Annotated in this window: 15 protein-coding genes; 9 read left to right on the top strand and 6 right to left on the bottom strand. The window is 55.1% G+C overall.

All coding sequences use genetic code 11. The features are described from left to right. The first annotated feature begins 418 nt into the window (after window positions 1-418). Window positions 419-814: an H-NS histone family protein gene (locus XdyCFBP7245_RS00670; RefSeq protein WP_104613925.1), complete on the top strand. Its 396-nt coding sequence runs from the start codon at window positions 419-421 to the stop codon at window positions 812-814. 76 nt (window positions 815-890) lie between these two features. On the opposite strand, the gene XdyCFBP7245_RS00665 is transcribed toward XdyCFBP7245_RS00670, so the two are convergent. Then, window positions 891-1,628: a DNA/RNA non-specific endonuclease gene (locus XdyCFBP7245_RS00665; RefSeq protein ID WP_104613924.1), complete on the bottom strand. Its 738-nt coding sequence runs from the start codon at window positions 1,626-1,628 to the stop codon at window positions 891-893. A gap of 329 nt (window positions 1,629-1,957) precedes the next feature. Between XdyCFBP7245_RS00665 and XdyCFBP7245_RS24395 the strand changes: the two genes are divergently transcribed. Then, window positions 1,958-2,149, top strand: coding sequence for a hypothetical protein (locus tag XdyCFBP7245_RS24395; RefSeq protein ID WP_104613923.1), 192 nt, complete (start codon window positions 1,958-1,960; stop codon window positions 2,147-2,149). Between the two features lie 211 nt (window positions 2,150-2,360). On the opposite strand, the gene XdyCFBP7245_RS00655 is transcribed toward XdyCFBP7245_RS24395, so the two are convergent. Continuing rightward, window positions 2,361-2,786, bottom strand: coding sequence for a hypothetical protein (locus tag XdyCFBP7245_RS00655; RefSeq protein WP_386261080.1), 426 nt, complete (start codon window positions 2,784-2,786; stop codon window positions 2,361-2,363). A 449-nt stretch (window positions 2,787-3,235) separates the two neighbouring features. Here XdyCFBP7245_RS00655 and XdyCFBP7245_RS00650 point away from each other — a divergent pair, with 449 nt between their 5' ends. From XdyCFBP7245_RS00650 to XdyCFBP7245_RS00630, 5 genes are all read left to right on the top strand, one after another. After that, entirely contained in the window at window positions 3,236-3,715 is a 480-nt protein-coding gene (locus XdyCFBP7245_RS00650) for a JAB domain-containing protein (RefSeq protein ID WP_104613922.1), read from the top strand. A gap of 233 nt (window positions 3,716-3,948) precedes the next feature. Next, window positions 3,949-4,587, top strand: a complete 639-nt coding sequence (locus tag XdyCFBP7245_RS00645) for a DUF6988 family protein (protein ID WP_064509893.1) — start codon at window positions 3,949-3,951, stop codon at window positions 4,585-4,587. 102 nt (window positions 4,588-4,689) lie between these two features. Continuing rightward, a complete protein-coding gene (locus XdyCFBP7245_RS00640; RefSeq protein ID WP_005923911.1) occupies window positions 4,690-5,340 on the top strand; it encodes a hypothetical protein in 651 nt (216 codons plus the stop codon). A gap of 170 nt (window positions 5,341-5,510) precedes the next feature. Next, window positions 5,511-5,744, top strand: coding sequence for a hypothetical protein (locus XdyCFBP7245_RS00635; RefSeq protein ID WP_005923902.1), 234 nt, complete (start codon window positions 5,511-5,513; stop codon window positions 5,742-5,744). A 93-nt stretch (window positions 5,745-5,837) separates the two neighbouring features. Further along, the gene (locus tag XdyCFBP7245_RS00630) at window positions 5,838-6,905 is read left to right on the top strand and encodes an ankyrin repeat domain-containing protein (RefSeq protein WP_064509892.1); all 1,068 of its coding nucleotides are present in this window, start codon (window positions 5,838-5,840) and stop codon (window positions 6,903-6,905) included. A gap of 63 nt (window positions 6,906-6,968) precedes the next feature. Here XdyCFBP7245_RS00630 and XdyCFBP7245_RS00625 read toward each other — a convergent pair whose 3' ends face one another. From XdyCFBP7245_RS00625 to XdyCFBP7245_RS00610, 4 genes are all read right to left on the bottom strand, one after another. After that, entirely contained in the window at window positions 6,969-7,583 is a 615-nt protein-coding gene (locus XdyCFBP7245_RS00625) for a hypothetical protein (protein ID WP_082862039.1), read from the bottom strand. A 140-nt stretch (window positions 7,584-7,723) separates the two neighbouring features. Then, a complete protein-coding gene (locus XdyCFBP7245_RS24390) occupies window positions 7,724-8,278 on the bottom strand; it encodes a hypothetical protein (RefSeq protein ID WP_239692219.1) in 555 nt (184 codons plus the stop codon). Window positions 8,279-8,727: 449 nt separating this feature from the next. Continuing rightward, the gene (locus tag XdyCFBP7245_RS00615; protein WP_064509891.1) at window positions 8,728-9,432 is read right to left on the bottom strand and encodes a DarT1-associated NADAR antitoxin family protein; all 705 of its coding nucleotides are present in this window, start codon (window positions 9,430-9,432) and stop codon (window positions 8,728-8,730) included. Between the two features lie 2 nt (window positions 9,433-9,434). Beyond that, window positions 9,435-10,061, bottom strand: coding sequence for a DarT ssDNA thymidine ADP-ribosyltransferase family protein (locus XdyCFBP7245_RS00610; protein ID WP_158255492.1), 627 nt, complete (start codon window positions 10,059-10,061; stop codon window positions 9,435-9,437). A gap of 184 nt (window positions 10,062-10,245) precedes the next feature. On the opposite strand from XdyCFBP7245_RS00610, the gene XdyCFBP7245_RS00605 reads away from it, so the two are divergent. Together XdyCFBP7245_RS00605 and XdyCFBP7245_RS00600 are read left to right on the top strand one after the other, a co-directional pair. Then, entirely contained in the window at window positions 10,246-12,168 is a 1,923-nt protein-coding gene (locus tag XdyCFBP7245_RS00605) for an ATP-dependent nuclease (RefSeq protein WP_239692218.1), read from the top strand. Continuing rightward, window positions 12,165-13,811 carry a UvrD-helicase domain-containing protein gene (locus tag XdyCFBP7245_RS00600; protein WP_064509889.1) on the top strand — a complete coding sequence of 549 codons (1,647 nt, stop codon included), beginning with the start codon at window positions 12,165-12,167 and terminating at the stop codon, window positions 13,809-13,811. The genes XdyCFBP7245_RS00605 and XdyCFBP7245_RS00600 overlap by 4 nt, the downstream gene beginning before the upstream one ends. Window positions 13,812-13,836 lie beyond the last annotated feature (25 nt).

Genomic DNA, 13,836 nt, shown 5'->3' with positions numbered 1-13,836 from the left:
GGGGGGGGGGCGATGATCTACTCTTCGCTGAGACGCTTCTTCATATCGAATCTCCTGATCGTTCGGATTAGACTCCAAACCTCGGTGCTACTCAAAATCAGGGGGACGTCGGGCGAGCACATGCGGCGTGTAGCCGTTATTTCAGCATCGCAGAAAAGCTCAATGGTTTGAGCAAGCACTCTCTTGGTTTAAACTCCTTGCGATACGGCTTGAACGTCGAGCTTCTTCGCAACTGTCTGAGTGCAAACGGAGGCGTGAAAGCTGTATCGTCTAGGTGTGTTCGGCCATCTCGTTAGGCCATTGCGAAAACATGCTACTAAGGTCAAAGAGTTCAGCTTGCTGACTTGATCAGACACGGCTTTACTACGATAAATTTCTACCGAATAATTTGCTAATCAATCGACTGGAATACTGCTAAATGACAACCGCGTCTTTGAGTGCCCTTGCCGCTGCTAAAGAGAAATTGGCAGAAGAAATCCGTAAGTTGGAAGAGCAGGAAGCTCAGCTACGCCAGCAGCAATCATCCGAAGCCTATTCGGAGATCGTAAAGCTACTTGAACAATACACCGAGCATTTCAGTGCAAAGCAAAAATCTGAAATTGCGGCTCTGATCGGTGCTGCTGTGGCCAAGCCGAAGAAGGCTGCTTCCACAAGAAAGGAAGTGGCGCCCAAGTATTGGTTGCCACACAACCAAGAGACATGGTCAGGGCGTGGTCGTCCGCCCAAGGCCTTCACCGTTTGGCAGGGCAGTGCTTCTTACAAAGAATGGAAAGCCAAGCATCCGGATGAGAAGTTCCCGGCTTTCCCGGGCTGAGGCTTGCGAATGCGAGGCAACGAGTGCCCGAAGGGACTTCGGGCACTCATTTCTTACGTCTGCGGATTGCCGTCTATTAGCTCAGGTCACAACCACTCGGCTGTGGCCAAGTAGTTGCCGGCAGCATCGCCTTGACGTCTGCTGGCGCCGTGATGCCAATCGTGCTGGCGCCAAAGGTGTCTTCCAGCTCATTGATGCTGACGATGTAGCTGTCCAGCGATCCGAGCGTGGCGCTGTTCGGAATGAGCCAACTGATGGCCCGCGAGCCGCCATTGGGATTGGCCGTGATGATGGTCTTCCAGAAGAAATCCGGCGTGCGGATGCCATGACTGGTGAGGAAGTAGTCGTTGGTCGTGTCGCTGTAAATGACGCCCCCATAGACTTGGACGCTTGCTATATCGCGATAACACTCAGCCACTTCTTCGGCACGGACCCAGATGCCTTGATTGAAGCTAGCCACCTGAGGAACGATGTTAGACATCAAGTTGGCGCGGCGGATGTAGGTGGCGTTGTAGTCCATGTGGTTGGAGGTCACCAAGTGCCCCCGGTCATAGCCCGAACGCACACTGGCATAGGAAGCACTCGACGTTTGGCCTGCGCAGCCACTGGGTAATTCGGTATCCAAGTTGAAGCTTGAAGGGCGCGCTGCCGAGCCGGTGTCGGCTTGCAATACATACTCGTAGCGCAGCGCGGTGCGGTTCGTGCAGTCGTAGCTCAACGTGTAGCCGCCCTTGTTGAGCGTGACCACTTGGGCCTGGGCCGCAGCACTGAACGTGGTGATCAACGACACGGCGAGGAAGATTCGGAATCGCATAGCAGCACATCTCCTTGTGTTTTCTGGGGTCGCACAAGCTCAGCAAGCACGGAACAAGGCCGTTGCCTGTTGAGGAACGCATGAGTTGACAGAGTTGAAGCAGGCAGCCCAACTGGGCGAGTGGCAGGGTTGCGCCGCGCCCCTATTGCCACGATGTGGCACGCGGTCGTCACTTGTATCTAACAAACGAACTCTAGCGTCAATCCCTAATTCTTGAAGTTGTGACCCAGCTCCAACGACCTGAGCCACCAGCAAGTGGGTGGCTCCACCAGCGTGGCACAGGCGGTGCGATCTCAGGCGATGCGACAGCGCCATCGATACTCTGGGTTATGGACAGAGCCCAGTTGCGAACCCACCTTGATCACTTGGACGATGCGGTGCCAGCGTTGCGGGCATCAAGTCCTGACAGATGCCATTTCTTACGTGCTTTCGCGGGCATGGCGCAGATCATTGAGGCAAAAGCTCTCACTGCTCAGGATGCCGAATTCGTTGGACGGCGGATCAATGAGATTTTGTTCTAGCATGGGCTCAGAAGCATGGACGAACAAGGCTGGGGTGACGTCTGTTGCCAATCAGCCGACCTACTCTCACGCCCACTGAAATCGCAGCGATAACCCAGTTCACTTTGCTATTGCCAGTGCGGTGGACGACAAGTTCTTGATTGGTCCTCTGACTCGGAAGTCCCTAGAGTAAGCGGCGGCAACTGCTTGTTCAGATCGATTGATCGCTTGGCTAGCGGCCGCCCTGAAACTTGAACGTAAAGCGAGCGGCGGGTAGTGGGGTGGCCATCCCATTGATGGGCACGGGTGTGGCGTCCACCAGTGTCAACGTGCCGTCGGCAACAGGCACCGGAACGCCAAGCGTGAGATCAATCTGCTGGGACCAGCCGCCGCCGAGCACGGTCGTCCTGACGATCAGCTGCCCTGCATGAATACATTGGACATCAGCCGGGCAACGGCTGTCCTCAATCACTTGGTCGGGACGCACCTTGGGCCCATCGACCGCCGCAATCTCGCCCAGACGCACGGGGCCTTCAATGGGCGAGCTAGTGACAGGGCCAGTCGCTGCGCACCCGGCAAGTGAGACGACCCAAATCGTTGTAAGCACTCGCACTCGCATTCGAGTAGCTAGGGCAGCTTTTAGCTGAGCGTTTCGCATGGTTGGCCGCAGGTCGCGAGATGGCCCGAGTGTCCCATAGCTTTACGAAACACGGTTGAGCTGCGTGCCTGAGACTAGTCCAGCCGAAATGCTGTGAGCACGAGCACTTCTTGTGAGCGGACTCTTATGGCATGAAAAAATTAGCGCTCGGCAAAAGAGTGAGGGCGATTGGCAAAAATTGCACGCCAGCAGCATGCAGCCCTCTTGGCGCCTCAACCACCGGCATGGGAGTAGCGCATCACTACTCTCCACCAGCGCTTGGCCTCTTGAAGGGAATCTTGGCTTCGCTGTCCCGACCGCAAGGGCAAGCCTCCTTCTCGACGCTTGCGCTTTGTTACGGCCCTGCGCTGCGCGCTGCTTGCGCAGTGCTCGCTCTCGGGTGCGGTAGGGCCGGACGCTTCGCCTGTCGGTTCCCACGAGGCGCACAACGCGCTGGTGGAGAAGAACCGATGAAGCGCACCCAAGACATCAAGGCTCAATACCAACTCCAGATGGACGAGGAGGGCATCTTGCTCGCCGCAGCCACCATCCTGGAACAACGCCTTCAACGCCAAGGCCGCATCCACAGCCCCGAGCAAGCTGGCGACTACCTCATTGCCCGCTGCGCTCACCTGCCGCACGAAGTCTTCGGAGTCGTCTTCCTGGACATCAAGCACCAGATCCTGGCAACCGAACATCTCTTCTTCGGCACCATCGACGGCTGCGATATTCATTCCCGAGTAGTCGCCAAGCGCGCCCTGGAATTGAACGCAGCTGCCGTCATCCTTTTCCACAATCACCCAAGCGGCAATCCGGAGCCAAGCGAAGCCGACCGCAAGGTCACCGAGCGCCTGCAGCAGGCTCTGGGCCTCCTCGACATCCGGGTGCTGGACCACCTGGTGATCGGCGGGCGTCAGCACACCAGCCTTGCAGCAAGAGGGTGGGCGTAGCCCTCCCTCTCTCTCATCGGCTGTTGGCATAGGCCACCAGTGCGCCTGATCTTGCAAAAGATATGGCGCTACGCTTGAGTTCGGTCATCACGCTCTTTCGCCGCTGACGCCATTACGGCAAGATCCAAGTGAAAGAGCTGCTGCTGAAAATTTTTACGGCATGGATAAAAATCGAAGGAGGGAGTTGTTGATGCGCCAGGATGCGATCCAACTGTTTCAATGCTTGGGGAAGCATGATGTCTGAGCGGGTTGAGAAGCTCTTTGAAGGTTCTGATGAGCTATTGGAGGCGTTGGCGCCCATTACGGCGGCTCCGCCGTTTGATCAAAGTGATCGACTGCAAGTTTGTCGCGCGCTATGCCTGCTTTCGATTGAGTACGCTGTTGCGAGTCGCTGCTTACTCGTAGTCGGCTCTGAGCCGTCCACCTTAGTCATCCATCGAGCGCAGTTCGAAGCGCTGGTGCGCGCCGTGTGGGTCCTTTACTGCGCAAGCGATACCGACGTGGCCTGCTTACAAGAAGAGCTGACACCGACAAGTGAATCACTAGCGGCTCGTTTGCCAATGCTATCCAAGATGCTGCTCGCTCTTGAAGCGGTGACGCAGGCAGCTGATCCGTTGCACGCGTTTATGGAATTTAAGAAATACTCTTGGGCGGCACTCAACTCGTTTGTCCACGCGGGTGCACACGCGCTTCATCGGTTGCGAACGGGCTTCCCGCTTGAACTCGTTGAAGTTGTGGTCAAACAAAGCAACGCGTTGGTCGTGATGGCTCACATGCAACTCGCAATCACCGCAGGTAGCCAAGAGGCGGTGCGCTGGGTTGCCAAGACGTCGGACGGATTTCCCGCTGTGCTTCCTCCACGAATACGTTAGGATTTTCAGGCAAGCGCCATCGCCCACAGGCTGTCAGGCTGATGAGTGGCAAGCTTGCGGTGCAAGTTGCTTGCAGTGAGACTAGAACGAAGGACGGTTTGAATGACAAATATCAGCAAGGCGGAAAGCTTCGAAGACGGATTTTTGCGGGCTGCGCTTGAAGTCATCGCAAAGCGCGATGAGCGCGAGGCCATCATCACCAGCCAGGATTTCGATGGCCTGAAGCAACGACTTGATCGCTCACCGAGCACGACGCGCTTCACCCAAGCCATGGCGGAGTTTTACCTCAGCATCCCAAGGCGTCAGTTCGACAAGCTCAAACGAGAACACGGCAATCCGTTTTTGATCAGCAAGAGCACGCCGAGATCTATCCCCAAAGTGGACCTCTTGACGTGGTATGCGCAAGTCACCAAAGCCCGGGAGAAGATCCAAGATCCGATCTCGGGCAAATTCGGTCGAACGGGGAAGGGCATTCCATTCATTGTGATCCGTGAATCGGCTGGCAAGATCAAGAGCGTGATCTCACATGCGGGCATCACGGGGCTCGACATGAGTGTGATTGAAGAAGCTTTTCAGCAAGGCGCAACGATCTTGGCCCTGACCATCGATCAAGCCTTGGCGCTGCCTTGGCAATCAAACCCTGAGAAGAGGCGTTGGCGAAACGCCTACCGGTTGCATCTGATGGCGGTCCATGATGCCAAGATGGCGTGGCTGGATCGCCAAGAGTTAGACGAAGACACGAAGCCCGTTTAGCGCGGCGGCCCACCCCACGTATTGGCTGCCTGGTGCATCCGGGCGCTGGCGTTATCGGCGACGGATGAATGGATGTTCAGCGATCGTGGCGATTTCGTCCTGTAGCGACGCGCCTGCGATGCATAGATTGCGTTCCGAAGCTTGGCAAGTCGTCAAGCGCGGAGAGCAAGATGAAATACACCATCGAGATCAATGCGACGGTCCAAGTCGCCCACTACATGACAGTTGAAGCAAGCTCGCCGCAGGAGGCGCTTGCTCAGTGCGATGTCGACACGATTGCGAACAGTGACTTCGATTTCGAAGAATGGTTTAGTGCACCCGAAATCCATCGCATCGAAGATGAAACCGGCACGCTCATTGCGTGTGACTACGAGGACCATGTTCCTGACATCGACGACCTGTAAGTCCCTTCTCGGCTTGTCCAATCGACTGATGCTGTCACGCTGCGATCTTGACGAAAGGCGTTTCGGCCTTAAGTTGAATGGAAAGGAGACGAAATGGACCAATCAATTAGAAGAAATATTAGACAAGCAGTGAAGCAGGGAAGCGAGACATATGTGCAGTCGCTTTGTCAGGCTCAGGGTGACATCGATGCTGCGGCACGCTACGCCATTGAGGTGGCGATCAAGAGCGGCAAAGAAAGCTTGGTTGATCAGCTGGCGCCACTGCTGTCAAAGTCGTTTGCGGTCTATCCGCTTGATGTCGCCGCCAAGGCGGGTTCAGCGCGGGCAGTTGAGCAGCTCATGGCGTTTTGCGACGCAGAAAACGACGAGGCATTGGTGCTTGCTGCCAGGCACGGGCACACGGAGTGCGTCAAACGCCTGCTCAAGGAGTGTAGTCCTTTGCAAGGCGATTCTCAGGCGCTGTATGAGGCAGCGCGTCATGGTCACGCAGATATGGTCTTTCAGTTGGTCCTTTTTTCAGATGCTAAAGCCCAGGACAGTCGAGCGCTGATCGCTGCGTGTCGGGAAGGCCACTTGGAAGTGGTCAAGCATCTGTTGCCGTTTTCATCCAAAATTCAATGTGCGCAGCATGGCTTTGCGGCGGCGGCCGAGAACAATCATGCCGAGGTCGTTGAGTTCTTGATCGAAGCTGGTCTTCCGGATCCGGAAGACACCTTTTCGCTGGGGCTCAACGTCGCTGCTGCCAAAGGTCATGAACAGCTGGTGCGGACGATACTTTGGGCGATCGTCAGAACAGGCCATGCGCCTCGCGACTTTGGCGAGAAAGCACTGTTCGCTGCAGCAACGAAGGGCGATGCAGGAATGGTCAAGTCGATCTTGGAGTTCGCCCACAAGACCGCCTATCCAGAGGCCGGCTTGTTTGCTGCACTCCAAAATGACCATGATGAAGTGGCGGATGTTCTGGTTCGCCGAGTGAACCTAGATAACGTGCGCGAATTGATCTCGGACGAAGAGATCGAAGCCAAGCTTGATGAAGCGATTGCCAGACTTGACGCTACGAAGCAGCACAGAGAGCTTCAATCCAACGAGCGCAAGAGATTTGCGCAGAGCAATACGTCAAGTTCAATAGAGAAGAGCCCTGCTCGCGGCGCACGCTTGTAAGCGAATGCTGTAGAAATACGCCTGGATGTCATCGGCATCCTCACTCCGCTCCGTTGCTTACTTCTAAGGACCTGCTCTCCGTATCTCCCAATCGCCCCGCGATAGGGTTCGTACCTGATGGAGGTCAGTGTCGTAGATGGCGATCAGGTCAGAGCTACTGGCAATGATGTGGCCTCGGATCTTTCGCTCACCCTTTTCCCAGAGTTCTGTATCGCCTCGCGATACCGGACCAAGGAGGCGGCGCTTCTCAGTAACTGCTTCCTTCTTTCCGTAACGCTCCCCAATCACGCCTGGGATTGTTGAAACGAGCAAGCCAACGGAATACAGCGTCAATGCTAGATAAATTCCCGAAAAGGCTATACCTCCTGAGGTGAGACCAAGCTTTACTCGTGGATGACGCCGATAGAAATCTTGAAGGCGACCATTGCGAACCGATTGTGCGGGGAGGCGGTAAACCCAGACAGCTAGCCATAACGTAAAAAAAGCGATCGCTATTGAACCCCACGGAAAAGCGCTGAACATTCCGAACCCTTGAAGCACAACGGCATAGTAACCGCGAACAACCTTCCAGTCGGCTGATTGGGGAAATAGGTCGGCTTGAACGCCCCAGGCTTTGAGGTAGCTGGTGTAGGCAACATGTCCGCATCCGTGAAGCACGATTCCAGCCAGCGTCGTCATGGCAGCTAGGCTACCGACGAAGCGTGTGATGGACCACGACCGTCTGGAGGACGCACTGTTCGAGTCTTCTGGTGACGAGGTGGAACGCTTCGATCTGACAATTTCGGTATGGCGCATGGTTGACGTGTTCGATGAGCTACTCAGCTACTTTGATCGTTCCGCAAGAATCCGATGTGATGCACCGAATTGACGTCAGCCATAAAACGCCCTGAGCCTGACTCTCGGGCGTAATCGAAAAGGAGAAGATAGTGGCCAACCATCTCATCGATACTCGATAGGCCATAACGTGCGAGGATAGGGGGGATCTTGTCCCGGTGAATGGCGATACGGAAGCTCTGGTGCGTGGGGCCGAAGTTGGAAAAGTAAGTGTTATGGCCCTGCCAGATGCTCCAAGATCTGACAATGCCCCAGAACCCTAGCCAGCGACCGGTGTGCTGCGCCATGCTGGCCGATTCAAAACGCACGAAAGCGTTATGGACCGCCAACTCAGGTCGGTCATTGCCTGGCATGCGAATCATCATGGCGCTTGTCTTAAAGCTCGGCCAATGCACAAGCTGTTCAAGAAGCTTTTGAGGACCGCGCGATACCGAGTTCGTCGATCGGGTCTGGTCGCCGCCGGCACGAGATCGGCTTTCGCTCTCCGTTGGGTCACCCGTTGAGACGTTATCGGCCGAGCCTTCATCTTGATCGGTCAAAATCCGAACAATCAGCGTAGTGTTTCGCTGCTCCCAATGAGCCACAGTCCGATCGGTATCATCGTCTTCCCATGGATCACCATAGCTTCGGGTAATGTCGCACTCGTCACCGTGGGGTAGGGCATAGAAATGCGCGACCTTGCTTCGTCGCCCTGGGCTGAGCCTCGACGCTGACCTGAAATGAGCGGTTGCCTCGCAATAGGGGCAGCGTAGATGGGGCTTCAGTGCCCGGCGAGCAGACGGATCCAAGTCAGCTACCTGTTGGGCCGTGTAGTCCTGGTCACTCCGACGATCCCTTGCTTTGTCCATTAGACCCCCTGTCTTGCCTTGCATGCTTTCAGGGGTTACGCCGGCAGTCAAGTGGTCGTAACTTTGATGAAGGAGATCAGTTGGTGGGCCTCAAAGAATTGGAGAAAGGCGATGCCAATGGACGACGGGGTGAGAAAAACTCAAATCAGTGGGCTTTGGACAGTATTGTCTTCGCGCGCGTTGCTGATGACGCCTGTCTTAACGGTCGACAGATATAACTCCTTGTCTTTGAGCATCGTTTCGCTCAACAAGCCTCGCTCTTGAAGCGAGACATAAAGCGCTGCGGCATAGGCCTGGCAATTGACTGACTTGTCCGGGTTAAACGCGATGTCCGAAAATGCTCGGTATGTGAGCACTTGTTCGGAAAGGTCCGGCTGCTTGTGCAGGGCGTTCATGTAAAGCCAGTCATAGAATGCGGTTCTTGGTTCTAGTTCCCAATCAACATTGAAGAAATGGAACTTGATCAATCGGCCACTTTCTTTCAAGCGCGGATCGCGCTTGGCGTCGAGGGATCGCGCGTTCAACAGATCTTTATAGGGCCCGCCATTCTCGAAGACTTTACTTGCTTGAAAGGCACACTCCAGGCTAAATTCTCGCTCGTGCTTGACGGTCTTGATCATCAAGTTGAAAGCGCTCAGATCAACCCCAAGTGAATCGGGTGACTTGCTGGATATCTCTAAAACTCGATCAACGCCAAGCTGCCGTTTTGCTTGGTCGTGAAGTGATGCAATAGATTTCTGCGACTGGCTTATGGCCATGCCTGGGTGCCACTGGAACTCCACATGACGGGTGGAGACCAGCATGGGTCCCTCGAAGCTCGGCATGAAGATGGGGCGAGTCGCCACGCTTAGGTCGCCTGTTTCCAATGTGCAAAATCCTGGCGACCACTGAAAAGAGCAGGTGCGTGGACTACATACGTGCCCGCATGCCTCGAAAGCATGCGGTTCTTGTCTTCGCTAGTGTGGGTGGCTAAGCCCATCAAGTATGTCGGTGGAATATCGTTCAGCACTAAAACTTCTGCCTGCGGATCAGTGGGATAATAGTTGGGAATGCCGAGCGAGCTTCTTGTCTTCCCACTACAATCACCATACATGTTCTGGAACGGTGCCAGGCCCATCCGTTGAGCCAAAGTGCTTGCTGTTACCGCATTTGATGCGGCATTGGTCGTGCAGAAAGCACATGGTAGCATCCAAAGCACCGAAGGCATAACCGCTATGACCACCCACTTCGTGTCAGGGTTCTTTATCCTGAGTGGGTAGAACATCTTATAGTTGGGAAAGCCAACTGAGAGGCAGATGGCGGAGGTGCGATCAAGACGAAAGTCGTCATTGAAGACCGCGCCTTCTGAGCTAGACAGCTGATCACGCCGCAACAACCCTCGACTAAGGATGGAAGCCAAATTCTCTTCGCGCGTGAAGTGGAAGAGGGCCTTAATGCCGCGCTCGGTGACAAACTGCTGGATATTTGCTGCCATATTGATTCCTTTCAATCTGCCTAACGATGCTTGAGGAGCGCGAGACCATGCCGTGCGCTTCCCTAGCACGACCTCACAGAGGCTTTATCGGCCGCAAGGTCAGAATCTTGAAGTCGAAGCGTTACGTTTCAGGCGGCAGGCAGTAGCGTTACGATAGGGAGGCCCATAGGGGGCGGAACAGGGGATGTTCATGCAGTTGGCAGTCGTCAGGATTAGTAATTTCTGGTCCTTCGGTCCAGAACCAGTTGAAGTTAAGCTGGATTCGATGACTTACCTTCTAGGCCCAAATGGGGCGGGTAAGACCGCCGTTCTAACGGCTTTGGCGCGTATGTTCGGCACCACAGGGGGCATGCGCGCTGTGCTCCCTTCCGATTTCCATGTGGCAATGGGCGAAGTTCCAGCGGAGGGGAAGGCCGCGAGTCTATGGATCGAGACAGACTTCACGTTTCCCGAGGTCGAGGAGGGCGAGGGCACCGCAGCTGTTCCGATCTTCTTCTCTCACATGCAGCTCCAAAGTGCGGGCGAAGTTCCCGGGGTGCGCATTCGCCTCACGGCTGAAATGGATGAAAGCGGAGAGATCGAGCAACGCCTGGAATACGTATTGACAGCCGACGAGGACGGCGCGCCTACGCAGCTTCGAGGTATGCCAAAGCTGGATCGGCAAGCCATCCAGGTTCACTATCTTCCGGCCCGGCGTAACCCGGCTGATCACATCGCATACAGCGCAGCCTCACTGCTCGGAAGGGCCCTCCGAGCGGCAGACTGGACCGCTGAGCGCACCAAGGCAAACGATCTATCTGAGCAGCTCGGTGCAGCAGTCACCGAAAACGCGGGCGTCGCAGCCTTCGGTAAGGCACTTACGACAGGGTGGGGAAAGCTTCACAAGGGGAAGTTCTTCGCCTCCCCTAGCATTGCTTTTGGCACAGGCGGACTCGCTGAGGTGTTGAAGCAAGTCAGTGTTCGCTTCTCGCCCGGTCATGAAACGCCCTCAGTGGATTTCGAGCGCCTCAGTGACGGTCAGCAGTCATTGCTTTACATCTCGCTCGTGTTGGCAGCACATGCGGTTGATGTCGCGGCGTTGACCGACGCAGAGTCACCTTTTGACTTAGCTCGGCTAAGGCCGGCTGCTTTCACTTTGCTGGCGGTGGAAGAGCCTGAGAACAGCCTTTCGCCTCAGTATCTAGGTCGCGTCATCCAATCGCTTCGGGATCTCAAAGAAGAGTCAGGAGGGCAAGCGATTGTGGCCACGCACTCGCCTGCCATCTTGCGCAGAGCAACGCCTGATTTAATCCGCCATCTGCGGCTTGATGCTGATCGAACCACACAAGTCAGCCAAATCGTTCTTCCGGATGAGGCCGGAGAGGCAGGTAAGTTCGTTCGTCAGGCAGTAATGGCCTATCCGGAGGTCTACTTCGCCAAGCTCGTCGTTTTGGGTGAGGGCGACAGCGAGGACATCGTGCTGCATCGCATGCTCGGCGCAATGGGCGTCGAAGCGGACGCATCCAGTGTCTGCGTGGCGCCTCTGGGCGGTCGCCATGTCAATCATTTCTGGCGCTTACTATCCAGTTTGCGCGTGCCTTATATCACACTGCTTGACCTTGACTACGGGCGCCATGGCGGAGGATGGGGGCGCATCAAAGTCGCACATGGCTATTTGCGCCAGTTTCCAAACGGCCATCCAGTGCGCACCGCTGCTGAGGTGAATGCGCTTCCCGGATGGAAAACATCTTGTGGCGGAGAGGACTTCTTTGAAGAGCTGCGCTTTTTGAAACGTGCGGGTGTGTTCTTCTCGCTCCCCATTGATCTTGATTTCATCATGATGCGCAAATTTCCAGACGCCTATGGTGCGATGGGGCAGCCATTGGGCGATGACGATGATTTAATAACTGCGGTCTTAGGCAAAAGCGGAATCGCCAGTCACTTAAGTGAAGAGGCTCAAAGTTTTTTTCACGACTACCATTGTCTGTTCAAACTTGGCAGCAAGCCAGTAGCGCATCTTCAAGCCTTGGCCAACCTGAGCGACGAAGAGTTGATAGCGGATGCACCAAATACGCTGAAAGTTCTTTGCCAGCGTGTGGTCACCATGTTGGCGGCAGACTCGGAATGATCACACCAGCTCAGTGGAGCCCGATCGCCATCAAAACCTTGGAACCCGGCGCAAAAGCTGCGATCACGGCACTTCATGGGAACAGCATGGTCATTGCTAATCCCGGATCAGGGAAGACAGAGCTTTTAGCTCAGCGCGCCGATTTTGTGCTCAGGACGGGCACGAGCCGTTATCCCAAGAAGATCTTAGCCATCTCGTTCAAGACCGACGCCGCTCACACTCTTCGTAGGCGAGTGAGGGATCGATCGGGCTTTGACCACGCCCACCGTCTGAACAGTATGACCTTCGACGCCTTTGCGCGTCGGATCATCGCGATCTACCGGCCGCTTCTAAAGCCGACGGATCGGCTGGATCACGGGTTCAAAGTCGGCGTGACCCGTGTCAATACCATCCAAGTAGCGTTCAAGGAGTTGGTGCCTCTGGCGCAACAACTCATCGAGCAGCATCCAATGATAAAGCGATCCATCAACATGGCTTACAGCCATGTGTTCTTAGATGAGTTCCAAGACTGCACAAGCGCGCAATACAAGCTGATCCACACTCTGTTCAAAGATAGCCACACCTCCATCACCGCTGTGGGAGATGCTAAGCAAAAAATTATGGGCTGGGCGGGGGCACTTGATGGGGTGATGGGGAAGTTTGCTGATGAATTCGCCGCTGTGCCCTTGAAGCTTGTCCAGAACTGGCGGTCTGCTCCTGCCATTCGTCGGGTGCAAAACCGGATGATCATTCAGATGGAGCCATCCTCGGCTATCGCGGAGAAAGATATTGTTGGTGAAGATGGCAAGGTCTACTTAGCGCGTTTCGCTGATGAGCGGGCCGAGGCCGCGCGCATTGCAGAGAAGATTGAGGAGTGGATTGCCGAAGGCATCGCGCCGCACGAAATCGCCATCCTTCACATTCGCCAAAGCGTTATGTTCAATCAAGCCATCGACGGTGAGTTGGATCGTCGTAGCATTCCGCGTCGCAATGAGCAGGAGCTACAAGACTTGGTGTCGGAACCCGTTACAGAGTTCGTGGTCAACCTCCTGCGCGTTCTTGGTCGAAAGCCTGCGCCAAACGCCTACGCATCGGTTCTGTATGCTTTGACTGCACAAGACGATGAGCAAGGCGACTGGATCAGGCTGCTGAGTGCCGCTCGCGATCGTGTAGCTAAGGGGCTTGCTGGTGATCAGGCGGAGATTGCCTTTGAGCAGCTGCAAGAGGTCATGGCGTTGATTCCGATTGCAACACTGCTGTCGCTCTCTTCGGAATACGACGCCCCGCGCTTAGCCGAAATTTTGAGCCAAGTTTACGAGGTTCTCGGAAACTTTATTCGTGAGCATCACCATCTGGAGCAAGCACTGGCAAGATTTTTGGATGAAGGATCAATCCGAGTAATGACGATCCATAAATGCAAAGGTATGGAGTTCGAGTGTGTCGTTTTGCCTTGCACAGAGCGCGAGACATGGTGGGGCGATCAAGATGAAAATAGAAATGCATTTTTTGTCGGTGTGAGTCGCGCTAAGCAAAATCTCGTTGTGACCTGCGTGGGCCAAAGAAGTGCACCAATAGGCGCAAATTCAAAATGGCAAATTTCACGGCATCCGCAGGAAGAATTCCTGGAATACGTGAGGTTGCATGAAGTTCATTATAGCGAATGAAAAATATTTTTGGCCGGTTTGGTTT

The sequence above is a fragment of the Xanthomonas dyei genome, assembly GCF_002939865.1.
GTDB classification, from domain to species: domain Bacteria; phylum Pseudomonadota; class Gammaproteobacteria; order Xanthomonadales; family Xanthomonadaceae; genus Xanthomonas; species Xanthomonas dyei.
Note: the sequence above shows the minus strand (reverse complement) of the source record. Positions and strands in the feature narration are given on the sequence as shown.

What these genes read in the sequence shown, in the direction of transcription:
- XdyCFBP7245_RS00670 (WP_104613925.1), top strand. Translation starts at nt 419, where the DNA reads ATGACAACCGCGTCTTTGAGTGCCCTTGCCGCTGCTAAAGAGAAATTG.
- XdyCFBP7245_RS00665 (WP_104613924.1), bottom strand. Translation starts at nt 1,628, where the DNA reads ATGCGATTCCGAATCTTCCTCGCCGTGTCGTTGATCACCACGTTCAGT.
- XdyCFBP7245_RS24395 (WP_104613923.1), top strand. Translation starts at nt 1,958, where the DNA reads ATGGACAGAGCCCAGTTGCGAACCCACCTTGATCACTTGGACGATGCG.
- XdyCFBP7245_RS00655 (WP_386261080.1), bottom strand. Translation starts at nt 2,786, where the DNA reads ATGCGAAACGCTCAGCTAAAAGCTGCCCTAGCTACTCGAATGCGAGTG.
- XdyCFBP7245_RS00650 (WP_104613922.1), top strand. Translation starts at nt 3,236, where the DNA reads ATGAAGCGCACCCAAGACATCAAGGCTCAATACCAACTCCAGATGGAC.
- XdyCFBP7245_RS00645 (WP_064509893.1), top strand. Translation starts at nt 3,949, where the DNA reads ATGATGTCTGAGCGGGTTGAGAAGCTCTTTGAAGGTTCTGATGAGCTA.
- XdyCFBP7245_RS00640 (WP_005923911.1), top strand. Translation starts at nt 4,690, where the DNA reads ATGACAAATATCAGCAAGGCGGAAAGCTTCGAAGACGGATTTTTGCGG.
- XdyCFBP7245_RS00635 (WP_005923902.1), top strand. Translation starts at nt 5,511, where the DNA reads ATGAAATACACCATCGAGATCAATGCGACGGTCCAAGTCGCCCACTAC.
- XdyCFBP7245_RS00630 (WP_064509892.1), top strand. Translation starts at nt 5,838, where the DNA reads ATGGACCAATCAATTAGAAGAAATATTAGACAAGCAGTGAAGCAGGGA.
- XdyCFBP7245_RS00625 (WP_082862039.1), bottom strand. Translation starts at nt 7,583, where the DNA reads ATGACGACGCTGGCTGGAATCGTGCTTCACGGATGCGGACATGTTGCC.
- XdyCFBP7245_RS00610 (WP_158255492.1), bottom strand. Translation starts at nt 10,061, where the DNA reads ATGGCAGCAAATATCCAGCAGTTTGTCACCGAGCGCGGCATTAAGGCC.
- XdyCFBP7245_RS00605 (WP_239692218.1), top strand. Translation starts at nt 10,246, where the DNA reads ATGTTCATGCAGTTGGCAGTCGTCAGGATTAGTAATTTCTGGTCCTTC.
- XdyCFBP7245_RS00600 (WP_064509889.1), top strand. Translation starts at nt 12,165, where the DNA reads ATGATCACACCAGCTCAGTGGAGCCCGATCGCCATCAAAACCTTGGAA.